The sequence below is a fragment of the Streptomyces sp. NPDC086023 genome (genome assembly GCF_044540325.1).
In the GTDB taxonomy this organism is placed as follows: domain Bacteria; phylum Actinomycetota; class Actinomycetes; order Streptomycetales; family Streptomycetaceae; genus Streptomyces.
Map to the genome: position 1 here is coordinate 247721 of NZ_JBITRX010000003.1, position 22024 is coordinate 269744.

Annotated in this window: 19 protein-coding genes; 7 read left to right on the top strand and 12 right to left on the bottom strand. The window is 75.5% G+C overall.

The window, feature by feature from the left end:
- Nucleotides 1-11: 11 nt before the first annotated feature.
- On the bottom strand, nucleotides 12-1103 hold the full coding sequence (locus ACIF6F_RS07760; RefSeq protein WP_399943458.1) for a glutamate--cysteine ligase: 1092 nt from the start codon (nucleotides 1101-1103) through the stop codon (nucleotides 12-14).
- Nucleotides 1104-1354: 251 nt separating this feature from the next.
- A complete protein-coding gene (locus tag ACIF6F_RS07765; RefSeq protein WP_399942740.1) occupies nucleotides 1355-2650 on the bottom strand; it encodes an MFS transporter in 1296 nt (431 codons plus the stop codon).
- A gap of 227 nt (nucleotides 2651-2877) precedes the next feature.
- Here ACIF6F_RS07765 and ACIF6F_RS07770 point away from each other — a divergent pair, with 227 nt between their 5' ends.
- Nucleotides 2878-3456, top strand: coding sequence for a DUF6328 family protein (locus tag ACIF6F_RS07770; RefSeq protein WP_399942743.1), 579 nt, complete (start codon nucleotides 2878-2880; stop codon nucleotides 3454-3456).
- A 29-nt stretch (nucleotides 3457-3485) separates the two neighbouring features.
- Here the strand turns inward: ACIF6F_RS07770 and ACIF6F_RS07775 are convergent, their stop codons facing one another.
- Nucleotides 3486-4256 (bottom strand): GntR family transcriptional regulator, encoded by a 771-nt coding sequence (locus ACIF6F_RS07775; RefSeq protein WP_399942746.1) that lies wholly within the window; start codon nucleotides 4254-4256, stop codon nucleotides 3486-3488.
- Between the two features lie 301 nt (nucleotides 4257-4557).
- Here ACIF6F_RS07775 and ACIF6F_RS07780 point away from each other — a divergent pair, with 301 nt between their 5' ends.
- The 3 genes from ACIF6F_RS07780 to ACIF6F_RS07790 all read left to right on the top strand — a co-directional run bounded on the left by ACIF6F_RS07780 (nucleotide 4558) and on the right by ACIF6F_RS07790 (nucleotide 6818).
- Nucleotides 4558-4977 carry a CBS domain-containing protein gene (locus ACIF6F_RS07780; protein ID WP_399942748.1) on the top strand — a complete coding sequence of 140 codons (420 nt, stop codon included), beginning with the start codon at nucleotides 4558-4560 and terminating at the stop codon, nucleotides 4975-4977.
- Nucleotides 4978-5103: 126 nt separating this feature from the next.
- Nucleotides 5104-5718, top strand: a complete 615-nt coding sequence (locus ACIF6F_RS07785; RefSeq protein WP_399942750.1) for a dihydrofolate reductase family protein — start codon at nucleotides 5104-5106, stop codon at nucleotides 5716-5718.
- A gap of 449 nt (nucleotides 5719-6167) precedes the next feature.
- Entirely contained in the window at nucleotides 6168-6818 is a 651-nt protein-coding gene (locus ACIF6F_RS07790) for a DUF4360 domain-containing protein (protein ID WP_399942753.1), read from the top strand.
- A gap of 3 nt (nucleotides 6819-6821) precedes the next feature.
- Here ACIF6F_RS07790 and ACIF6F_RS07795 read toward each other — a convergent pair whose 3' ends face one another.
- Nucleotides 6822-7277, bottom strand: coding sequence for a hypothetical protein (locus tag ACIF6F_RS07795; protein ID WP_399942756.1), 456 nt, complete (start codon nucleotides 7275-7277; stop codon nucleotides 6822-6824).
- A gap of 466 nt (nucleotides 7278-7743) precedes the next feature.
- On the opposite strand from ACIF6F_RS07795, the gene ACIF6F_RS07800 reads away from it, so the two are divergent.
- A complete protein-coding gene (locus tag ACIF6F_RS07800) occupies nucleotides 7744-11181 on the top strand; it encodes a molybdopterin-dependent oxidoreductase (RefSeq protein WP_399942758.1) in 3438 nt (1145 codons plus the stop codon).
- Between the two features lie 50 nt (nucleotides 11182-11231).
- On the opposite strand, the gene ACIF6F_RS07805 is transcribed toward ACIF6F_RS07800, so the two are convergent.
- From ACIF6F_RS07805 to ACIF6F_RS07815, 3 genes are all read right to left on the bottom strand, one after another.
- The gene (locus ACIF6F_RS07805) at nucleotides 11232-12539 is read right to left on the bottom strand and encodes an LCP family protein (RefSeq protein WP_399942760.1); all 1308 of its coding nucleotides are present in this window, start codon (nucleotides 12537-12539) and stop codon (nucleotides 11232-11234) included.
- Nucleotides 12540-12605: 66 nt separating this feature from the next.
- Nucleotides 12606-14255 carry a N,N-dimethylformamidase beta subunit family domain-containing protein gene (locus ACIF6F_RS07810; RefSeq protein ID WP_399942763.1) on the bottom strand — a complete coding sequence of 550 codons (1650 nt, stop codon included), beginning with the start codon at nucleotides 14253-14255 and terminating at the stop codon, nucleotides 12606-12608.
- A gap of 712 nt (nucleotides 14256-14967) precedes the next feature.
- Nucleotides 14968-16371: a PLP-dependent aminotransferase family protein gene (locus tag ACIF6F_RS07815; RefSeq protein WP_399942766.1), complete on the bottom strand. Its 1404-nt coding sequence runs from the start codon at nucleotides 16369-16371 to the stop codon at nucleotides 14968-14970.
- Between the two features lie 101 nt (nucleotides 16372-16472).
- Between ACIF6F_RS07815 and ACIF6F_RS07820 the strand changes: the two genes are divergently transcribed.
- Complete coding sequence (locus tag ACIF6F_RS07820; protein ID WP_399942768.1) at nucleotides 16473-17255, top strand: metallophosphoesterase; 783 nt, start codon at nucleotides 16473-16475, stop codon at nucleotides 17253-17255.
- 34 nt (nucleotides 17256-17289) lie between these two features.
- Here ACIF6F_RS07820 and ACIF6F_RS07825 read toward each other — a convergent pair whose 3' ends face one another.
- Nucleotides 17290-17850 carry a hypothetical protein gene (locus tag ACIF6F_RS07825; protein WP_399942771.1) on the bottom strand — a complete coding sequence of 187 codons (561 nt, stop codon included), beginning with the start codon at nucleotides 17848-17850 and terminating at the stop codon, nucleotides 17290-17292.
- A gap of 144 nt (nucleotides 17851-17994) precedes the next feature.
- Nucleotides 17995-18297: a hypothetical protein gene (locus ACIF6F_RS07830; protein WP_399942774.1), complete on the bottom strand. Its 303-nt coding sequence runs from the start codon at nucleotides 18295-18297 to the stop codon at nucleotides 17995-17997.
- 212 nt (nucleotides 18298-18509) lie between these two features.
- Here ACIF6F_RS07830 and ACIF6F_RS07835 point away from each other — a divergent pair, with 212 nt between their 5' ends.
- Nucleotides 18510-18941 carry a VOC family protein gene (locus ACIF6F_RS07835; RefSeq protein ID WP_399942777.1) on the top strand — a complete coding sequence of 144 codons (432 nt, stop codon included), beginning with the start codon at nucleotides 18510-18512 and terminating at the stop codon, nucleotides 18939-18941.
- Between the two features lie 249 nt (nucleotides 18942-19190).
- Here the strand turns inward: ACIF6F_RS07835 and ACIF6F_RS07840 are convergent, their stop codons facing one another.
- The 3 genes from ACIF6F_RS07840 to ACIF6F_RS07850 form a co-directional block, all read right to left on the bottom strand.
- Entirely contained in the window at nucleotides 19191-19850 is a 660-nt protein-coding gene (locus tag ACIF6F_RS07840) for a DUF4360 domain-containing protein (protein WP_399942780.1), read from the bottom strand.
- Between the two features lie 143 nt (nucleotides 19851-19993).
- Entirely contained in the window at nucleotides 19994-20749 is a 756-nt protein-coding gene (locus tag ACIF6F_RS07845) for a DUF4232 domain-containing protein (protein WP_399942783.1), read from the bottom strand.
- A 130-nt stretch (nucleotides 20750-20879) separates the two neighbouring features.
- A complete protein-coding gene (locus tag ACIF6F_RS07850) occupies nucleotides 20880-22016 on the bottom strand; it encodes a permease (protein ID WP_399943460.1) in 1137 nt (378 codons plus the stop codon).
- Between the last annotated feature and the right edge of the window lie 8 nt (nucleotides 22017-22024).

Consider the following 22024-nt stretch of genomic DNA (forward strand, 5'->3'; position numbering starts at 1 on the left):
GGGCACAGGGGTCAGGGGGCCGGGTCGGCGTCCGCGGTGAGGAGCTCCAGCAGCCCGGCGAGGCCGCCCTCGCGGTGGGCGCGGAGCTGGCGCTCGGCCGCGGTCCCGCGTTCCAGCAGGCGTTCGACCAGGCAGCCGACCTCCCTCAGGTCGCCGGAGCGCTCCAGCTCCGGGGCGGTGTGGTCCAGGAGTTCCCTGACCACCGCCCGCGCCGGGCGGGAGGAGCCGTGCGGGGAGAGCAGCGTGTGGGTCAGCCCGTACCGGGCGGCGTGCCAGTTGGCCGCCTGGATGAGTTCCGGCGGCCAGTGCGGCACGGGCCGCCCGGCGTCGTGGTCCGCGATGGCCCGGCCGACCAGCCCGCGCACGAGGCCGGCCAGCATCACCGTGTCGTGGACGCACAACTGCGCGTCGGCGCAACGCACCTCGATGGTGGGGTACCGGTCCGACAGCCGGGCCTGCCAGTACAGCTGCCCGGTGTCGCGCGCCACACCCGCCGCCAGCAGGTCGCGGGCGCGCCGGTCGTAGTCGGCCGCGTCGGCGAACAGCGGCGGCGGACCACTGACCGGCCAGCGCCCGAACACCACCGTGCGCCAGCTCGCGAAGCCGGTCTCCCGGCCGTTCCACAGCGGTGAGTTGGCGGCCATCGCCACCAGCACCGGCAGCCAGGGCCTGATCCGGTTGAGCACCGCGACGCCGACGTCCCGGCTCGGCACCGCCACGTGCACGTGCGTGCCGCAGACCAGCTGCTCCGCCACCAGCTGCGGCGCGCGGAGGGACAGATCGCGGTAACGGGGCGCGTCCGTGACGTCGGGCGAGCGCGGATTGCGCGGCGGGGTGCCGCACGAGGCCAGCCGGCAGTCGTGGTCCTCGGCCGCCTGCCCCAGCGCCCGGCGCAGCCTCAGCAGGTGCCCGGCGGCCTCGGCCAGCTGGCTGCACACGGGCGTGGCGACCTCGATCTGGCACTGGAGCAGCTCGTGCTGGAGCTCCGCCCCCTCCACGCTCGGCTCCAGGCCGGCCTCGGCCATCACCGGGTCGGCCCGGGGCACGGGCATGCCGGCCGCGTCCAGGAGCACGTACTCCTCCTCCACCCCGATGGTGAGCACGGGTGCCTTGGGGGCGGGAGGGGGATCCGCCGTGGCGGGGTCGGGTTCCGCGCCGGGTTCCGGCAGGCACGGCAGGGGATCGGCGCCGCCGGGCGCGTGGGGGGAGGGTCCGGTTCCGGTCGACACGTGCCGATCATCGTCGGGTCGCGCGCCCCCTGCCGTGCGCAGGGCGCGGTGCTCACGCGAACGGCCCAGGACTGCCACCCACCGGGAGGGGGCCGCCGCGCGGACGGCCGCCTCCCGGTGGACGGTCAGGCGGGCCCGGAGGGGGCGGCGACCGGCTCCTTCGCGGCGCGGCGCCGCACCGCGTCGGCGTCCGTCCGCGCGTCGTACGTGATCAGCTTCGGCAGCAGCGCGGCCAGCGCGGCCACCGACGCCACGCAGGCCAGCCCGCCGGTCCAGAAGGCGGCGCGCGTGCCCGTCCAGCCCGCCATCGTGCCCGCCCGCACCTGGCCCAGCTGCGGGCCGACGCTGTACGACAGCACCTCGATGCCGGCCAGCCGGCCCCGCAGCTCGTCCGGGATGGTCTGGTTCCAGATCGTGGCCCGGCCCAGTCCGCTGAGCATGTCGCCGGCGCCCGCGACCGCCAGGCACACCAGCACCAGCCAGATGCTCGACGCCCGGCCCGCGGCGGCGACCGCCAGGCCCCAGCCCGCCGCACCGCACACCACCAGCAGCCCGTGCCGCCGGATCCGGGAGGTCCAGCCGCTGGTCAGCCCCAGGAGCAGCGAACCGACGGCGCCCGCCGCGTACATCAGGCCCAGCGCCCAGGTGGCGTCCAGCTCGTCGGCCAGGAAGGGGAAGATCGTGTTCGGGAAGGCGAAGAACATGGCCGCCAGGTCGACGGCGTACGTGCCGAGCAGCACCGGCCGGCTCCACGCGTACCGCGCCCCCTCCGCGATGCCGCGCAGCGAGGGGCGCTCCGCGTCCCGGGCGGGCGGCGCCGGGGCCAGCCGCGCGCAGAGCAGCACCGACAGGACGAAGCCGGCCACCGTGACGGCGTACGCGGGGGCGTAGCCGGCGTACGCGACGACCAGGCCGGCCAGCGCCGGGCCCGCGATGGCGCCGATCTGGTACCGCACCGCGTTGAGCGCGGCGGCGGCGGTCATCTGGTCGTGCGGCACGATCCGCGCCATCAGCGAGTCCAGGGCCGGACGCTGGAGCCCGGCCAGTGCGGACACGCCGGCCGCCACCACGTACAGCGGCCACAGCAGCGGGTCCGGCAGCAGCGCGTTGACCAGCAGCACCACGGCGAGCAGGCCGAGACCCGCCTCGGTGAGGAGGATCAGCCGGCGCCGGTCGACGGCGTCGGCGAGCGCCCCGCCGTACAGGCCGCACACCACGAGGGGGACCAGCTCGACGGCGCCCATCGCGCCGACCGCCAGGGGCGAGCCGGTCAGGTGCTTGATCTGGAGCGGCAGGGCGATCATGGCCATGAACGAGCCGAAGAAGGTCACCGTGCCCTGGTAGAAGAGCAGCCGGAAGTCGCGGCTGGAACGCCAGGGGCTGAGATCGGGCACGATCGAGGACAAAAGGGTCTTGCTCACAGCCGTCGATCGTCGGGGACCGGCCGCCGCCCGGGCAACCGATTATTCGGGCGCGGGCCGCGGTTCGGGCCGGGTCCGGGCGGCGGTCCGGGCCGGTGTCCGGGCGAGCCGACAGCACCCGGTGCCGCCCCCCGGGGGCGGCCGAGCCGGGGGTAGTCGCACCCGCGCCGGGTAGCAGCGGGTGCACGGCCTCGAAGCACGAGCCGCCCGACCCGGAGGTGACCGCCATGCGCATCCGCTGGACGGCTGCCCCGCAGACCCGCAGGGGAGACCCCCGCCCGCTCCGCGGCGGAGTGCGGTCGCCGGGCCCCGGCGACCGGCGCGAGAGCCCCGACGAACGCGCCGACCGGCTGTGGTGCGAGCTGCTCCACGAGGTGCGGGTCGCGCTCACCGGCGTGCAGCTGCTGCTGGCCTTCCTGCTCGCCGCCGCGTTCACTCCCGCCTTCGCACGCCTGGCGGCCACCGACCACAACCTGTACGTGGCCTGCGTCGTCTTCGGCGCCGCGGCCACCGGCGCGCTGACCGCCCCGGTCTGCGTGCACCGGCTGGTCACCGGCCTCGGCGTGAAGCCGGAGGCGGTGGTGTGGGCGGCGCGGCTCACGGTGGCCGGCCTCGTGCTGTTCCTGGCCATGGTCGCGTTCGCGCTGCTGCTGGTGCTGCGGCTGGTCCTCAGCCCGGGGGCCGCCCTCCTCGCCGATGCCGCCCTGCTGCTGTGGTTCGGGGGCTGCTGGCTCGTACCGGCGGTCATGCTGCGCCGTACGGCCACGCTGCGGCGGGCACTGGCGGAGACGTCGGCGCCGGGCTGAGCGGCGGGCCGGGCGGCGCGGCGCGGGTGTCAGGCCAGGTGGATGGAGGGGGCACTGGTGGTGGTCGCCCGGGTGTGGTGCCAGACGAGCTGGCGGCTCGCGGGATAGCTGAGGTCGGTGATCGCGAGCGGGCGGCCGTCCTGGTCGTGCACCGTCCGCCGGACCGCCGGGGCGGGCTGGTGGCCCGAGCGGTGGGGCGCCGGGATGCTGATCGTGTCGGTCACCCGGGCGGCCAGCCCCTCGCGCTCGAACCAGGCGTGCAGGTGGCGGAGCTCGGCGTGGTCGGTGGGCGCCTCGCGCAGGTGCCGGCGCAGCTCCGGGACCGCCTCCACGGCCGTGGGAGAGAACCAGGTGCGGGCCTGCTGGAGCAGGACCCCGTCCCCGTCGACCAACTGGTGCTGGTGGACGAGCACCTGCCGGCCGGCGGCCAGGCCCATCGCGGCGGCCGGTGCGGCCGGGAGCCCCGCGATGCGCAGCAGGGACCGGGTGGTGGTGCCCGGCCGGGGCGCGAGGCCGCCGGGGAAGTCCGGCGCGCTGGGGCGGCGTACGGGCGGGGCGGCGGCCGCGGCGTTGTACGTTCCGCGGCGGTCGGTGCTGACCAGGCCCTCCGCGCGCAGCAGCTGCAGCGCGGCGCGCACGGTCTGGCGGTTGGCGCCGAAGCGTACGGACAGCGCCCGCTCGGCGGGCAGCCGGGCGCCGGGCGCGATGGAGCCGCCGAGCTCGGCGCGCAGGGCCGCGGCGATGCGCTGGTACGCGGGCGTGGAGTCGGCCCGAGGGCCGGAGAGATGGGTGGTGGACACGGCGGACCTTCCGGTGACCGGGGGTGATCGGACGTGTGGGGAGTGCAACCACTCTAGCAGTGGTCTATACCTCTTCGGCGTCGGGGGCCCGCGGTTGACCGAAAACGCTCCCGGGCCGCGCCCCGCCCCGTGCGGGCGGGCCGCCGTGCGGGCCGGTCACCCGCCGGAGGATGTCCGGAAACCATTGGGTACCGGCCGCGTCGGGCCGGGGCGTACGGGCCCCCTCGGACGGGTGTGGGCCGTGCGGGCCGGGGTAGCCGCGCGGCAGACCCACCCGATCTCCAGCACCGGAGGCGACAGAATGTCCCAGCTCATCCACGAGGTGATGACGGAGCGCCCGGTGACCGTGGCACCCCAGGTCTCGCTGAGCGAGGCCGCCCGGAAGATGCGCGACGCCGACATCGGAGACGTCCTCGTCGTCGACGACGGCATGCTCCGCGGCATCCTGACCGACCGGGACCTGGTCGTTCGTGCCATGGCGGAGGACAGGGACCCGGCGACGACCGACGTGCAGACCGTCTGCAGCGGGGAGCCCGTCACGGTGGGGCCGGACGACGGCATCGACCGCGCGGTGGCCCTCATGCGCGAACACGCCCTGCGGCGCCTGCCGGTGACGGACGACGGGAAGCTCGTCGGCATCGTCTCCATCGGCGACCTGGCCCTCGACAAGGACCCGTCCTCGGCACTCGCCGACATCTCGTCCGCGGAGGCCAACACCTAGCGAGGGGCCGGCCCGCCGGACCGCGCGGCCGCGCCCGCTCGGGGGCCCGCGTGGGAAGTCGTGCGGGCCCCCTTCCCGTCGTCTACTGGAAGGAGCCAGTCACCCGACGCCCAGGGGAGAGCCCGTATGAGGCCCGTCACCGCGCAGCTGTTCATCTCGCTCGACGGCGTGGTCGAGGCGCCGGACCAGTGGCACTTCCCCTACTTCAACGACGAGATGGGCCAAGCCGTCGACGCCACCCTCGGCCGGGCCGACACCCTCCTCCTGGGCCGCCGTACGTACGACAGCTTCGCCGGCGCGTGGCCGGGGCGGGAGGCGGCCGGCGGTGAGGACGCGCCCTTCGCCAAGGTCCTCGGCGACGCCCGCAAGATCGTCGTCTCGCGCAGCCGGCTGACCTTCGACTGGCGGAACTCGGAGCAGCTCGACGGCGAGCTCGCCGGGGCGGTCGCTGCCCTGAAGGCGGAGCCGGGCGGCCCCGTGTGGATCAGCGGCTCGATCTCGGTCGTCCGCCAGCTGCTGGCCGCCGGGCTGCTCGACCGGCTCCACCTGCTGGTGCACCCGATCGCCGTACGCTCGGGCATGCGGCTGTTCGAGGACGACGGCCCGGCGGTCCCGCTGGAGCTCGAATCCGCCGAGACGTTCACCACCGGCGTGCTGAACCTCTTCTACACCCCCGCCGCGGCCCCCGGAACGGGCACCTACGACGACGCCAAGACCCACCTGCCGCAGCACGAGGGGTAGCTGAACTTCCGCGCCTACGGCGCGTGCGACCAGCGCGGCCGCAGGTACGCCCGGCCGGCCACTGCGGAGGAACCGCCCGACCCCGCCCGGCGGCCCGTCGACCGGGCCACGGCGAGGAGCCCCTGCCCGACGAGGGCCCGCCGGCGATCCAAGCCGTGTTCCGGCCGCCGAACGGCCCTTCGCTGCCCGCGCTTTGGCTGGACCTCCCCCTGTTCCGCCGTGCCCGGCCTCCCTACGATTCCGGCACCGGCCCGCACGGGCCGGCGTCCCCCATGGCGCACACAGCCATGCCCGTTCCAGTTCCGTTTCGAGTTCCGCTTCCGGTCCCGCGCACAGGACCGCGACGTCCGGCCGCCGTCTCCATGGCCGGTCGCACCCCCCACTCCCGCGGCACGCCCGCAGCTGCCCGCGAGCCGCCCGGAACCGCAGCAACGGATGGGAGAGAAGACATGGCCGGTGGTTTCCTGGTGAGCGGCGCGATCGGCGCCCTGCTCACCGCCGCCCTGCCCGCGCAGCCCAGCCCCTCCACCATCGTGGACCCGCCGCCGGACCGGATCGTGATCGACGTCGCGACGGTCAACGGATCCGGCTGCCCGAAGGACACCACCGCCCTGGCGGTGTCCGAGGACAACACCGCGTTCACCGTGACGTACAGCCAGTACATCGCCCAGGTCGGCGGCGGTGCGCCGCCGACCGCAGCCCGCCGCAACTGTCAGCTGAGCCTGGTCGTGCACGTGCCGCACGGCTTCACGTACGCGATCGCCAGCGCCGACTACCGCGGTTACGCAGCCCTCGCGCCGGGCGCGACCGGCACCGAGAAGGCCTCGTACTACTTCCAGGGCTCCCCGCAGACGGCAGCGCGGTCGCACGACTTCCGCGGCCCGTTCGACGACAACTGGCAGGCCACGGACGAGACCGACTGGGCCCAGCTGGTCTGGGCGCCCTGCGGCGTGCAGCGCAACTTCAACATCAACACCGAGCTGCGGGTCGCCCGGGGCAACTCCGCTCCCGGCGCGACGAGTTACATGACCATGGACTCGACCGACGGCAACATCAGCACCATCTACCACCTGGCGTGGAAGGAGTGCCCCGGGACCTGATCCTCAGTCCTGCGGGACGGCGCCGACCGCGAGCAGCGCGTGGTGCAGGCGGTCGGCGTCGACGTAGCGCGGGGTGGCCGGGTCGGGGCGGCTCAGCCAGGTCGCCGAGGCGGCACTGTGCGTCCCGACCGGGACCAGGAGCCACGTCCCCTTGTGCAGCACGCGGCTGCCCGGGGCGGCACAGCGGTGCCCGGTGCCGGCGGGCACCTGGACGATCAGCTCCAGCCGTACGTAGTCCGCGAGCACCGGGAAGCCGCCCGCCAGGGGCAGGCGCAGGTGATCGAGGCCGGCCAGTCCGCGGGCCAGCGGTGCGACGACCGCGTCCCACGCGGTGCCGCAGGCGACGAGTTCCGGCCGGCGGGTGCAGGCGGACCAGGTCGTCCGGTGCGCGGGGTCCGGTGTCAGGTGGTCCGTCCAGCACACCGGTGTGCGGGGGTGTGGCAGGGGGGGAGCGGGCATCGCCGCCTCCAGAGGGGCTTGCGGGACCACATGAATGTACGTCCACCCCTGCCCAGAACGCCACGATTGAATGTTTAAGCATGTTTCCACCCCTGCTCGCGGGCGCGGCGCACCTGCGCGGAACCAGGTCGCCGGGAGGCTCAGGGAGGGACTGGGCGGCAGAGGCCGCGGGGGCTGCGGGGGCTCGGGGGCGGCAGGGGCTCCGAGGGGCCCTCCCGAGCCGCCCGGGAGGATCGGGCCGGCCCGCAGGCCCCGGACCTGGTCCCGGCCTGGCCCGCCGCGCCCGCGTCGGCGGCCCCGCACCGGCTCCTCCGCACCCGCACAAGCGGCCCGCCCCCACTTGGGGCCTTCCGGCCCGGCTCCCCAGGACCTCTGCCTCGTCCCGCGGCCCGCCCGCGGCGGTGCAATGGGAAGTGCGGGGTCCCGGCACGACCGGCCGGCCCCGGAGCGGATCGGAGGCCGGACGGTGGTTGAGGAGAAGCACGGGTTCTGCACCCTCTGCAAGTCGCGGTGCGGGGCCGTCTTCACTGTCGAAGGCGGCCGCATCACCTCGGTCCGGCCCGACCCCGAGCACCCCACCGGCGCCGCGATGTGTCCCAAGGGCCGCGCCGCCGCCGAGATCGCCCACGGCAGCCGGCGCCTCACCACGCCCCTGCGCCGCACCCGGCCCAAGACCGACCCCGACCCCGGCTGGGAGCCGATCGGCTGGGACGAGGCGCTGGACGAGATCGCCGCCCGCCTCACGCGGATCGCAGCGAAGGACGGCCCGGAGGCCGTCGCCTTCGGCGTCGCCACCCCCAGCGGCACCATGGTCTCGGACGCCACCGAGTGGATCGAGCGCTTCGTACGCCGCTTCGGCAGCCCCAACACCGTCTACAGCGCCGAGATCTGCAACTGGCACAAGGACTCCGCCCACGCCTTCACCTTCGGCGGCCCCCTCCCGCCACCCGACTACGACAATGCGGACCTGGTCCTGCTGTGGGGCTTCAACCCGGCCAAGACCTGGCTCGCCCAGTCCGCCGCCCTCTCCGCCGCCCAGGCCCGGGGCGCCCGCCTCGCCGTGGTCGACCCGCGCCGGTCCACCAGCGCCCTCCGCGCCGACCACTGGCTGCGCGTCCGGCCCGGCACCGACGCCGCTCTCGCTCTCGGCCTGGCCCACCTGCTGATCGAGAACGGCGCGTACGACGAGGACTTCGTCCGCGCCTGGACGAACGGCCCCCTTCTGGTCCGCCTCGACGACGGCCGCTTCCTGACCGCCGCCGAACTCCCGGGCGGAACCCCGGACGGGCTCCCGGGCGGACCCCCAGGGGGAGCCCCAGGGGGAGCCCCGGACGACGGCGCCGGTTTCGCCGTCTGGGACGAGGCGGCCGGCACCGCCGTCCCCTGTGACACCGCCCGCCCCACCCCGCACCCCGAGCGCCTCGCGCTCCGCGGCACCCGCCGGGTGCGCCTCGCGGACGGCAGCACCACCGACTGCGCCCCCGCCTTCGAGCAGTACGCCCAGGCCTGCGCCGCCTGGCCCGCGGACCGGGTCGCCGCCACCACCTGGATCCCGGAACCCGAGGTCCGCGCCCTGGCCGAGCGGATCGGCGCCGCCCGTGCGGTCACGTACTACGGCTGGACCGGCGTCGGCCAGAGCGCCAACGCCACCCAGACCGAACGCGCCCTGGCCACCCTCTACGCCCTCACCGGCTCCTTCGACGCCCCCGGCGGCAACCGCCCCGCGCCCCCGCCGCCGTACCGCCCCGCCTCGACCCCCGCCGACTTCCCGCCCGGCGCCCGCGACAAGGCCCTCGGCCTCGACCGGCACCCGCTCGGCCCGCCCGCGTCCGGGTACGTCAACGCCGGCGACCTGTGCCGGGCGATCGAGGAGCACCACCCGTACCGGGTGCGGGCGCTGATCGGCTTCGGTTCCAACCTCGTGGTGGCGCAGCCGGGTTCGGACCGCACCGCCCGTGCCCTGCGCTCGCTCGAGTTCCAGGTCCACCTCGACCTGTTCCACAACCCCACCAGCGCCACCGCCGACATCGTCCTCCCGGTGAACAGCGCGTACGAGCACGAGGCCCTGCGCTTCGGCTTCGAGACCGGCCACCGCGCCCAGGAGCAGGTCCAGCTCCGCCCCCGGATCGTCGAACCGCTGTCCGGCACCCGCTCGGACACCGAGGTCGTCTTCGAACTCGCCCGGCGGACGGGCCTGGGCGGCGCGTTCTTCGACGGCGACCTGGAAGCCGCATGGAACTGGCAGCTGGAGCCGCTGGGCCTGACCACCGACGCGCTCCGCGCGGCCCCCGGCGGGATCCGCGTCCCGCGGGAGCGCACCGAGCGCCGGTACGCCGCCACGGCTCCCGACGGCACGGTCACCGGCTTCGCCACCCCCACCCGGCGCGTGGAGCTGTACTCCCAGCGCCTGATGGACCACGGCTACCCGCCGGTCCCCGAGCACCGGGACCCGGCACCCGTGGATGAAACCTTTCCGCTGGTTCTGACCTGCGCCAAGCACGGCTACTACGTGCACAGCCAGCACCGCGGGATCAACGCACTCCGCCGCCGCGCCGCCGAGCCGTGCCTGGACCTCAGCCCGGCCACCGCCGCGGCCCGGGGCATCACCGAGGGCCAGTGGGTACGCGTCTCCACCCCGCTCGCCTCGGTGCGGCTGCGCGCCCGCTTCGACGACTCCCTGCACCCGGGCGTCGTGGTCGGGGAGTACGGCTGGTGGCAGGACGCCCCGGACCTCGCCCTGCCCGGCTCCGACCCCCTCACCCCGGCCGGCAGCAACTACAACCGGCTGGTCGACCACACCACCACCGATCCCCTGAGCGGCTCCGCGCCGCTGCGCGCGGTGCCCTGCCAGGTCGCCCCGGAGCCGGCCGACGGCACCTGGCCCGGCACCCGCGCCTTCACCGTCATCGCGACGGGGGCGGAAGGCGACGGCGTACGGACCCTCCGGCTGGCCCCCGCGGACGGCGGCCCCCTGCCCGACCACCTGCCCGGCCAGCATCTCACCGTCCGCCGCGAGGGCGCGGACCCGGCCCAGGCGCGCAGCTACTCCCTGACCTCCCCGGCCACCGACCCGGCCCGCACCGCGTACGCCCTGGCCGTGCGGAGGCAGCCGGACGGCCGGCTCTCGCCCTGGATCCACGACCGCCTCCGGCCGGGTGACCGGCTCGAAGTCACCGCGCCCTCAGGGGTGTTCCGCATCCCGGCCGACACCGACACGCCCGTGGTGCTGCTGGCCGGCGGCATCGGGATCACCCCGTTCCTGGGCTACCTGGAGACCCTGGCCGCGAGCGGCGGCACCGTCCCCGAGGTGGTCCTGCACTACGGGGTCCGCAACGGCGTCGACCACCCGTTCCGCGACCGCCTCGCCGAACTCGCCCGCCGCCTCCCGGTCCTGCGTGTCGTCACCCACTACGCGGACCCGGCCCCCGGCGACCTGCCCGGCCGGGACTACGACCGGCGGGGCCGCATCACCGCCGCCCACGTGGCGGACGGCCTGCTCGCCCGCCGGGCCCGATTCCACCTGTGCGGCCCCGCCCCGATGCTGGACGCCCTGACGGAGGGCCTCACGGCCCGGGGCGTACCGCCCTTCGAGATCTTCGCCGAACGCTTCCGGGCCGTGCCGCGCGCGGCCACGATCCCGGACGGCGCCCGGCACACCGTCCGCCTGGCCCGCAGCGGAAGGAAGCTGACCTGGACCGAGTCCGCCGGCACCCTCCTGGAACTCGCCGAACGCGAAGGCGCCCGCCTGCCCAGCGGCTGCCGGGTGGGCCAGTGCGAAAGCTGCGCCTGCACGGTCCTGGAAGGCGAAGTCACCCACCTGACCCCCACCCCACCCGACCTCCCCGACTCCACCACCCTCACCTGCCAGTCGATCCCCACGACGGACCTGGTCCTGGACGCCTAGGGAGCGCTGCCCCCGGGATCAGGGCCGGCCCGCCGGGGCGGGCGGGAACCTCAGGAGGCCGTCGGGCAGCGGAGGGTGTTGCCTCTCACCGGGGCGCCCTCGGCCACGTTGCGGTCGTACGTCACGTGTTTGACCTGCGGTTGGTGGCGGCCGATCGTGACGTCGAAGACCGGGCCGTGGTCCGGTGCCGGCCGGAGGAGGGCGCCGGGGAGTGCCGCCGCGAGGGTGGCGGCGTCGTCCTCCTCGCCCGGGGCGTAGCGGATCACCGGCGGGCCGTCGGGGCGTACCGCCGGGGCCGTGGCGGAGGTGTCGGTGACGACGAAGCCGTTGCCGCGCAGCGCGGCGGCCACCTTCGCGTCGTCCACCCGGACCTTGATGCCGGCCGGGTTGGTCAGGGCCGGGGTCTCGGGCGCGGGCTGGATGCGGGTGTCGCCGGTGATGGGACGGTCCGCGGCAAGCGCGGCCCACAGTGCGGCGGACCGGGACGCGTGCCACACCAGGGTGGAGCCGACCCCGGGCACCCGGTGGTCGAAATCGGTGATGGGTACGGTCGCGAACTCCGTCTGGTCCGCCCGCAGCCGGCCCACTGCCCACCCGATGCGGACCAGGTCCAGGAGGTCCGTCCCGGAGTCCGTGCGCACCGACTTCAGCAGCGTGCGGGCGGTCTTCGCGGCGTTCCCCGGATTCGAGAGCGCGCCCTTGGCCGTCAGCCGGCCCAGCAGGTCGCCGACCGTGCGCTGCTGGCGGCGCATCCGGCCGAGGTCTCCGGACCGGAGGATGTGGCGGGCGCGGACGTAGCGCAGGGTGGTGTTGCCGTCGGTGTGGTGCACGCCGGCGGTGATGTCGAGCCCGGAGTTCTCGTCCTGGAGCGGCCGGTCGGTGCAGACCGTCGCACCCCCCAGGTCGTCGACCGCCCGCTCGAAGCCGGTGAAGCCGGTCTCCAGGTAGTGGTCGACGTGCAGGCCCGTGACCTTCTCCACGGTGCTGACCGCCATCGCGCCGCCGCCGAGCTTGTACGCGCCGTTGATCTTGCCCCAGCGGCCGGCGCCCGGCCCGCCCGTGTACTCGACGTACGAGTCCCGCGGGATCGAGACCACGCTGGCCCGGTTCCCGTCCGCGGACAGGTGGACGAGCAGCATCACGTCGGTGCAGTTGCAGCCCTCGCCGCCCACGTGCAGCCGGCGCTTCTCCGCCGCCGACAGGCCCGCGCGGCTGTCGATGCCGACGACCAGGATGTTCGTGCCCCGGCCGGACGCGGGGGAGGGCGCGCCCTCCGCGGAGACGGCCGGCCCGGTGCCCAGCAGGGCGCCTGAGGCGAGGGTGGCGAGCAGGGTCAGGGCAATCGTGAGTCGGCGCAACGCACACTCCCGGGATCGTCCGAATCTGGTGCAAAACAGACCACGACTCGTGCGAGGCGCGCCCGGTTACACGCCGGGCGGGCCCCCGGCTGCCGCACGCGCCTCCCCGTAATGGGCGGCAGGGGACGGGGAGGCAGCGGCCGGTGCCGGTGGGCAGGGCGGTTCCGCGCGCGGGGGCGGTGCCCCGTCCCGGTGCGGCCTGGCGTCCGCGTAATGCGCCGTCAGGTTGTCGCGGGCGGGCCGGGCACGGCCCGCCGGGCCCGCTGCGAAGGCCCGCAGCACGTTCTCGGTGACGATGCGGGTGAACCGGCCGGCATCGGCCCCGAGCCCGTGGTTCGACTTCCCGCCGCCCGGCCCCTGCGCGTCCAGCGCCTCCACCCACCGCATCGTGCCGGTCGCGAACACCCCGGCACCGCCCGGCAGGGTGGCGTAGGCGGTGTCGGCGTACGAGGGCCGGCCCTTGCAGACCACCGGCGAGTGCGCCAGCACCTCGACGGGCCGCAGGGTTGCCCGGCTCGTGGGCACCCGGTCGAACTCGACGCCCACCAGGTGCGCGAACGAGTCGCCGGGCCGCACCCCGGTACCGGCGAGCAGCCAGTGCCCGGCCTCCGACACCACGTACGGCGCGTCCACCGGGAAGCCGTCGTAGAGCACGCCCAGCAGCGAACTCTCCGGCTCGGGCAGGGGCCTGCTCCGGAAGTCGTTGGTCGGCGGCTCGCCGCGCCGGAAGCCCGGGTCCGCGGCGTAGTCGTCCTTGTAGCAGACGACCACCCGGTCGGGTCCGACCGGCGAGCAGTCGTAGCGCACCCGCCGGTAGCAGCAGTTCGCGCCGAAGACCGCCAGGTTCGTCCCCGCGTCCCGGGCCCGCGTCACGTGCAGCCGCTGCGCCGGGCTCCAGTACTCGTCGTGCCCGAGGGACAGCACGGCCAGGGCCCCGTCCAGCAGCCCCGGTTCGCGGGCCACGTCGACCCCCGTGGCGTAGGCCAGCGGCAGGCCCAGCCGCTCGGCGAGGGCGATCAGCGGGGCCTCGTACCGCAGGAACTGGCCGGACCCCGACCCGCTGCGGTACGGGCGGTCGAAGCTGACCGCGAGGGACCGCGTGCGGTTCCTGAGGTCAGGGCCCTTGTAGAGGTCGGCACCGCCCCAGGGGTTGTACGCCTGCCAGGTGGCCACCGAGTTCACCACCACCATCCGCCCGGCGGCCGACGCGCCCCGCACGGTGACCGGCACGAAGCGCCGCCCCTTGCCGTCCGTGGTGGCCAGGCGCAGCAGGTAGCAGCCCTCGGGCCAGCCGGAGGTGTCCAGCTCCACCGTGCGCCGCCAGGCCGTCCGCACCATCCGGGTGGCCGGGTCGCGCACCGGCCCGGGCTGCCGCTCGCCCCGGATCGGCCCCGAGCGCCACACCAGCCGGGCGCGCGCGCCGCCGTACCAGCCCATGCGGTACGCGGAGACGGTGTACGCGGCCGACGTGGTCGACACGTGGAGGCCCAGGGTCTCGCCGGCACGGACGCTGACCCGGTCCGCGAACCCCTCGACGGAGGAGGCCGGCCCGGCCCTGGTGATCCGCCAGTCCATGGCGCCGGGACGGGCGTTCTCGGCGCACACGTCGAGCGGGCAGGCGGGCGGCGGCTGCCGGCGCGCGGGCGCTGCGGTGGCCGTGGGCGTGCCGAGCCAGCCCGGCGGGGCCGCGAGCGCGGCGGCCGCGATGCCCAGCACCCGCCGGCGGCCCGGCCCGCGCCGGTCCGGCCCGGTCCGCCCGGCACCCGCGCCGTCCCCGCCGGCGCCCGTGCCGGGGCCCGGGCCGCGTCCCCGGGACCCGGCCGGACCGAAGGGGACGTCTCCGGACCCGTCCGGATCCGCGTGGGATCCGCCGGGCTCGTCCGGACGCGGGCCGGTTCCGTGGGACCCGGCGGGACCGGAGCGGGCCTTTCCGGACCAGGCCGGAGCCGAGTGGGCTCCGTCGGGGCCGCCCGGACCCGAGCCGGTTCCTGCGGGGCCGCCCGGACCCGAGCCGGTTCCCAGGGCCTCACCCGGGCCGGCGCCGGCTCCCCGTGTCGCATCCGCACCCGGGCCGTCTCCCACGGAGCCACCCGGACCCGCGCCGTCTGCTCCGGCCCCACCGGGACCTGTGGCGTCCACCATGCACATCACCTCGGCGTTGCGGCCCCCGCGCTTCCGGTCGTCGCATCCTGTGTAACCCGGGAGCCCGGCCGCGCCCGGCACGTCACCGAGCCCGGGCGCGCCGCGTACTCCGCCCGCGCGGGGCACCTGCGCCGGTTGCCCGCGCCCCCACTCCGGCCGTGTGGGGTACGCGGGTGCCCGGACGCGAAAGACCCCGGCGCCCGCGCGTGCCCGGCACTCGGCGACCGCCGTCGCGCGCCCTCACCCGACACGGTCAGGCCCCCGAAACGCTCAGGCCCCGGCACACTCAGCCCAGTACGTCCGCCAGTACGCCGGCCAGCGCGTCCAGCGCGACCGGGAAGCCGTGCCCCGAGGCCGCGGCGAAGCCGACGAGCAGGCCCGGCGGCGCGCCGGCCGCCCGGTGGTACAACTCCGCGGAGCCCCGCAGCGCGATGCCCCGTTCCGCGCACGCCGCCAGCACCTCCGGCTCGCCGGGGCCCCGGCCGTGCCAGGTGACCAGTGTGTGCAGACCGGCCGGCACCCCGTGCGGCCTGACGGCCGGGAGTTCCGCCAGCCGGCCCGTCAGCAGCTCCCGGCGCCGCCGGTACCGCAGCCGGGCGGCACGCACGTGGCGGTCGTACGCGTGGGAGGCGATGAGATCGGCCAGCACCAGCTGCCCCAGCGTCTCGGTGTACAGGTCGGCCTCCCGCTTGGCCGCCACCACCGGGCCCACCAGGTCCGGGGGCAGCACCATCCAGGCCAGCCGCAGGGCGGGGCCCAGCGACTTGGACGCCGTACCGCAGTACACGACCCGGTCCGGCGCGAGGCCCTGGAGCGCGCCGACCGGCCGCCGGTCGTAGCGGAACTCGCCGTCGTAGTCGTCCTCCACGACCAGCCCGCCGGTGGCCCGCGCCCAGGAGCACAGCTGCCCGCGGCGCTCCGGGTGCAGCGGAACGCCCGTCGGGTACTGGTGGGCGGGGGTGACGACGGCCGCGCCCGCCTCCGGCCCGAGGTCCCCGACCCGCGCCCCGTGCCCGTCCACCGCGAGGGGCACGATGGCGAGCCCCGACCGCCGCACCGCCTCGCGGTAGAGGTCGTGCCCGGGGTCCTCCATGGCCACGGCGGTGTCGCCGCGCGCCGCGAGCACCCCGCCGAGCAGCCGGACGGACTGGTAGAAGCCCGAGGTGATCACGACCTGGTCGGGCGTGGCCAGCACCCCGCGGGTCCGGCCCAGATGGCCGGCGAGCGCGGCCCGCAGCTCAGGCCGCCCCCGCGGGTCGCCGGCGCCCAGTACGTCGGCTCCGGCGGTGGCCAGCACCCGCCGGGTCGAGGCCAGCCAGGCGCGGGCGGGGAAGGCCCGTACGTCGGGGAGGCCCGGACGCAGGTCGTGCCGGGGGAGTACCGCGGAGGCGGCGGGGGCGTTCGGCGGGGCGCCCGCAGCCGGCAGGTCCGTCACGGTGGTGCCGGAACCTGGCCGCGTCGAGAGGTGGCCCTCCTCCGCGAGCTGCGCGTAGGCCGCGGTCACCGTGCCGCGCGAGAGGCCGAGCCCGGCGGCGAGCGCCCGGGTGGACGGCAGCCGGGCGCCGGCGGCCAGGCGTCCCGTACGGACCGCCTCACGCAGGGCGGCCTCCAGGCCGGCGCGCCGCCCGGGCCCCCGCCCGGCGAGGTCGAGGTGCAGGTCGGCGGCGGAACTGGACCACTCTTCCGGCATGGAACCGGATCTTACGTGCGGTCCGCGGCCCGCCTAGTTTCGGTGACCGGAAGACCCGCGCCGCCCACGGGCGCGGCACGACAGGAAGCAGAGGACCGGCCGTGGCCTCCGTCATCGCCCACCTGAGCGACATCCACGTCTCCGACGAGCGCAGCGCCGCGCGGACCCGGGCGGTGCTGGACCATCTGAACGGCCTGCCCCACGACCTCGACGCCGTAGTGGTCACCGGGGACATCGCCGACCACGCGCTGCCCGAGGAGTACGCGAAGGCCAGGGAACTCCTCGCCTGCCGGCACCCGTTGCTCGTCTGTCCGGGCAACCACGACGACCGGGCCGCCTTCCGGCAGGGCCTGCTCGACGCCCCCGGCACCGCGGATCCGGTCAACCAGGTGCTGCACGCCGCGGGTTTCACCCTCGCGCTCTGCGACTCCTCGGTGCCGGGCAAGGACGAGGGGTATCTGGAGGACGAGACGCTGGAGTGGCTCGCGGCGGTCCTCGCGGCAGCGCCCCGGGACCTGCCGGCGCTGGTGGGCTTCCACCACCCGCCGGTCCCGCTGCACACCCCGTACGTCGACGGCATCCGCCAGTACGGCGAGGAGCGGCTCGCCGAACTGGCGCACCGGCACCCGAACCTGACGGCCTTCCTCTGCGGCCACGCGCACACCGCGGCGGCCACCACCTTCGCCGGCCGCCCCCTGCTGGTGGCCCCCGGCGTGGTCTCCGCGCTCCGGCTCCCCTGGGAGCACCAGGAGCACCCGGGCCACCACGTGCACCTCGACCTGCCGCCCGCCCTGGCCTTCCACGTCCTCGACGACACCGGCCGGCTGACCACCCACTATCGCGGCGTGGCGCCGGCCCGGCCGGGGGAGGGCGGGCGCGGGTGACGGGTAGGCCCCGTACCGCCGGCCGGACGGGCCGTCACACCGGGCAGGGGTGGTACTCCAGGCTGAGCTCGCGGTCGACGGCGTAGCTGGTCCGCATCGAGGCCTCGGCGACCTGCTGCCAGCTGCCGTACTTGGCGAAGAGCTGGTCCGCCGTCGGGCCGAGCGGGTTGCCGTACTTGGCCGTGTTGCGCTCCTCCAGGATCCGCACCTCCTCCGGTGTCATGCCCGCGCGGGTGATCTCCTTGGCCTGGTTGCGCATGTCCACAAGCTCCCTCGCGACCTCCTCGTCGGTGGCCCGCGCCTCCCGCATCGCGGCGGCCGTGCGGTGCATGTCCTCCAGGAGGCCGTGGTACCGCATCCGGGTCCGCTGGGCCTCGACCTTCTCGCCCCACGGCAGGACGCGGATGCGGCAGACGACCGGGTCGGTGCTGGGACAGGGGCCGTCGGCGCACACGGGCGCGGCGAGCGGCGCCGTGATGATCGAGCCGCACCGCTCCACGGCGGCGGCGGAGGACGCGGCGAGGGTGGCGGACAGGGCGAGGGCTGCCAGGACCGGGACGAGGACCCGGCGCAGCGGGGCGGTGGAGGTATGCATGCCGTCATCCTCGGCAGCCCCGGCGGACCCCTTGGTCCCGGAGCGGAAATGATCACCCGCACGGGGAGCGGGCCGTCAAGCCGGGCCGCTCCCCGCGGTGTTGCGCCGAGCCGAGCGGAGGTGCGGCCGGGGATGCGGGCCGGGTCAGGCGGTGCCCGGCTCCGCCAGGAGGTCGTCGACGATCTCCAGCCGGGTCTCCGGGAACCCCTCCGCCACCGCGTCGCGCATCATCGCCAGCCCCTCGGGGTCGGGCGTGCCGCACGCCTCCCGGGTCCCGGCGTCCGGCCAGCGGGCGTACGCCACCCAGGTGCCGTCGTGGGCGGTGTGCAGGCGGGAGCCGTAGCTCCCGCACCGGGCGCGGATGGCCTCGGTCACCCGGTGCCAGCCGTCCGTGAACTGCTGCTCCTTGCCCGGTACGAGCCGCCACCGGTAGATCACTGCGAACACTTCCGTCTCCCCTTCCGGATCATCCGGTGATCACCTTATGCGCGGCCCCGGACCGTCAAGTGGCGCAAACGGACGCGCGTTTCACGGGTCATTCCGCGCCGGACACGACGGTTGCCGCGTACGGGATCCGCTTCAATGGGCCGGGGCGGTCCGCCGGTACGGGGCTCCGCACCCGGCCGCAACCGTCCCCGGACCCGATCGGAGCAGCTTTCGTGAACTGGACGCTCGAGGTCGTCCCCGTCCCCGTCACCGACGTGGACCGGGCCAAGGAGTTCTACGCCGACCGGCTCGGCTTCGCCGTCGACCTCGACGCCGAGGTCACGCCCGGAGCCCGGGTCGTCCAGCTGACCCCGCCCGGCTCGCGCTGCTCCGTCGTACTGGAGCAGGGCATCCCCCCGGCCCCCGGCACCCGCGCCATGACCCCCGGCACCCTGCACGGCCTCCAGCTGTGCGTCACCGACATCGAGGCCGCCCGCGAGCAGCTGGCCGCGCGCGGCGTCGACGTGTCCCCGGTACGGCATGTCGGCGCCGACGGCTGGGCGGACGGGAAGGGCGAGACCTGGAACTCCTTCCTCACCTTCGCCGACCCGGACGGCAACGGCTGGGTCGTCCAGGAGGCCCCGTCCGAACTCTCCGAGCGCTGACCGCCGCTCGGCCGACCGCGCCCCGCCACCCCGGGCCCGTACCGGCCGCCCTGCCACCCGGGCCCGTACCGCCCGCCGCCGCCCCCGGGCCCGCCGCCCCCGGGCCCGCGGTGCCCGCGCCCCCGCCGGGCCCCGATCGAGACCCTCGCCTTCGACCGGGAGGGGGCCCTGGCGGCCGCCGCCGAGCGGGAGATCCTCGTCCTCGACGTCACCGCACTCCGGCTGCCCTGACCCGGGACCCGCGGAGCGTCACCGCCGCGTCGGGCACTGCTTCCACGCGAAGTGGTAGACGGTTTCCAGGCTGCCGTCCGTGGAGTCCATCGTCATGAAGCTGGTGGTGTTCGCGGTGTCGGACGTTCCGCCGTCCACGCGGAGTTCGGTGTTGATGTTGAAGTTCCGTTGCGCCCCGCAGGGCGCGAACTCCAGGGCCTGGATCTCCGTGGTGTCGCTGGCCTGCCAGTTGCCCTCCTGCGGCCCCTTGAAGGTGTGGGTGCGGACGGCCGTGCCGGACATGCCCTGGAAGTAGTAGCTCGCCAGCTGCTTCCCCACGGCCCCCGCCTCCAGGCTCGCGAAGCCCCGGTAGTCCGCGCGGGCGATCGCGTACGTGAAGCCCTGCGGAACGTTCACCCGCAGCCCGAGCTGGCAGTTCTTGCGGAACTCCGTCGGCTTGGCGCCCTTGCCCACCTGGGCCAGGTACTCGCTGTACGTGACCGTGAAGGCGCTGTTGTCCGCCGCGACCGAGGCAGTGGCCGAGCCGGGGCGGCAGCCCGAGCCGTTGACCTGGACGAGGTCGACCGTGACCCGGGCGGCGGGCACCGGGTCGGCCGCCGGGGCGGCCCCGGCGACGGGGGCCTGCGCCCCGGCGGCGAGCACCGCGCCCACGGAACCGATCAGCAGCTTCTTGAGCATCTGGACGTCCTTCCGATCACTCGATGCGGCCCGCCACACCTCCGGGCCGGTGACGATGAGTGAGCTTAGGTGGCGTTCCGTGATGCCGCGCCGCGCCGCCCGAGCCGGGGGCGGAATACCCCCGGTCGGCCCTCAGGAGGGGATCAGGACGGCTTCACGGAGGACCAGGCGGTGACGGTCGCCTTGTCGTCGCAGAAGGCGAACACCCCGTCGTCCATGGCGATCTGGTGCTTCCCGGCACCCAGGACGCCGATCACCAGCGTCGGGTACGTGGCGGGCGTCGCGCCGGACTCGCAGTAGCCGTCGGCCTCGCCCTGGACCTGCACGAAGGTGAGCTTCGTCCACGCGCGGGCGCCGGGGGCCAGGAGCACGTTCGCCGCGGCCGGGCCGGCGTGCGTGGTGGCCAGCGGCTTGTTCTTGTGGGGCGAGCCGTTGCCGGCCGCCGCGACCGTCGGGTAGCCGTACACCTTGCAGGCGGACGCGGAGGTGTTGGTGACCGACACGACGGCGGCGCCCGTGCCCGTACCGGGCGGGCGGACGTCGGCCTGGTGGCCCTCCGACATCTCGACGTCGTCCGAGGTGCAGGGCTTCGCGACGGTGCCGGTGCCGCCGGTGGACGAGCCGCCCGTCGTGCCGCCGGTGTCCCCGCCCGTCCCCGAGCCGCCGGTGGACGAGCCCCCGCCGGTCGAACCGGCCGTGGACGAGCCCCCGTTGGCGGTGCCGCCCTTGTCGCCGCCGCCCGTCGGCTGCGGCGCCGACGGCCCGGAGGCCGCGGGCGGCGTCGACGGGTCGACGGTCCCGTCGTCCCCGGACGGGGTACAGCCCGTCATCAGGGCGGCCGCCGCCAGGGCCGTCACCAGAGCCGCCGCGGACCGGCCGACGCGCGCTGTGTACTGCATTGGGTGCTCCCCGAGGTTCACGACCGGTCCCACACCGGCACTCGCGTGCAGGTACACGGCGCCCTGCCGGGGACAGGTTCCCGCCGCACGCCGCTGTGGCCGTTCCGTGACGCGCCCATGACGAACGGGATCACCCCGGGGGAGGGCCGCCCATCATGGCCAGCATCCGCCGGCCGCCGGTGCGGAGGAAGCGGACCACGAGGGCCGCGGACAGGAGCAGGAAGAGGATGTTCAGGTAGGTGGTGTAGTTCCAGCCGATGCCGTCCGTCGGCACCTGGGCCTCCGACCGGTCCGGGATCAGGCCGAGGGCACCGAAGAGGAGCTCGACCGCGAACCCCGCCGACGCCATCGCCGCGTAGAAGGTGACGAGCAGGTACCGCGCCATCCCCTTCCCGTAGTACTTCCGGTAGATGCTGAGGATCGGGATGATCAGCAGGTCGGCGAAGATGAAGGACACCACCCCGCCGAAGCTGATCCCGCCCTGCCACAGCACCACCGCCAGCGGCACGTTCCCCACCGAGCAGACGAACGACACCAGGGCCACCACCGGGCCGATCAGCGGGCCCCACACCTTGGCCGCCACCGGGTGCCCCTCGAAGAAGAAGGCCTCCCAGAAGGAGTCCGGCACCCACGCGGCGACCGCCCCGGCGATCAGCAGGCCGAGGACCAGGTCGCGCAGGATCGCCGCCCATTCCATGACGAACACGTGGGAGACGGAGGTGAAGCCCTCCGCGGAGAACAGCCGCGCGGAGAAGGAGCCCTCCTTCCGCACGGACATGTCCATCGCCGCATGGCCCTCCATGGACCCGGCGACGCCGCGTTCCGCCTGCCGCCGCGCCCCGTCCAGCAGTCCCTGCCGCAGGGTGAACCGGAAGAGCACGGCCAGCACCGCGATCATCAGCGGGCCTCCGGTGAACTCGGCCAGCGTGAACTGCCAGCCCATCAGGAGGGCCAGGATCACGCCGAGTTCCACCACCAGGTTGGTCGACGCGATCTCGAAGGCCATCGCCGCGGTGAAGTTCGCGCCCTTGAGGAAGAGCGAGCGCGCCAGCGCGACGGCCGCGTACGAGCAGGAGGACGAGGCGGACCCGAGCAGCGCGGCCGTGCCGAGCGTGCGCGGCCGGTCGTCGCCCAGCAGGCGCACGACCGTCGCCTTGCGCACCACCGCCTGCACCACGGCCGACAGCGCGAACCCCAGGATCAGCGCCCAGGTGATCGCCCAGGTCATCGACGCGGTGATGGACAGGGCGTGCAGCACGGCGTGCAGGGCGGACA

Coding starts and splice junctions, on each gene's coding strand:
- ACIF6F_RS07770 (WP_399942743.1), top strand. CDS start 2,878: ATGCGCATCCGCTGGACGGCTGCCCCGCAGACCCGCAGGGGAGACCCC.
- ACIF6F_RS07780 (WP_399942748.1), top strand. CDS start 4,558: ATGTCCCAGCTCATCCACGAGGTGATGACGGAGCGCCCGGTGACCGTG.
- ACIF6F_RS07785 (WP_399942750.1), top strand. CDS start 5,104: ATGAGGCCCGTCACCGCGCAGCTGTTCATCTCGCTCGACGGCGTGGTC.
- ACIF6F_RS07790 (WP_399942753.1), top strand. CDS start 6,168: ATGGCCGGTGGTTTCCTGGTGAGCGGCGCGATCGGCGCCCTGCTCACC.
- ACIF6F_RS07795 (WP_399942756.1), bottom strand. CDS start 7,277: ATGCCCGCTCCCCCCCTGCCACACCCCCGCACACCGGTGTGCTGGACG.
- ACIF6F_RS07815 (WP_399942766.1), bottom strand. CDS start 16,371: ATGCCGGAAGAGTGGTCCAGTTCCGCCGCCGACCTGCACCTCGACCTC.
- ACIF6F_RS07825 (WP_399942771.1), bottom strand. CDS start 17,850: ATGCATACCTCCACCGCCCCGCTGCGCCGGGTCCTCGTCCCGGTCCTG.
- ACIF6F_RS07840 (WP_399942780.1), bottom strand. CDS start 19,850: ATGCTCAAGAAGCTGCTGATCGGTTCCGTGGGCGCGGTGCTCGCCGCC.
- ACIF6F_RS07845 (WP_399942783.1), bottom strand. CDS start 20,749: ATGCAGTACACAGCGCGCGTCGGCCGGTCCGCGGCGGCTCTGGTGACG.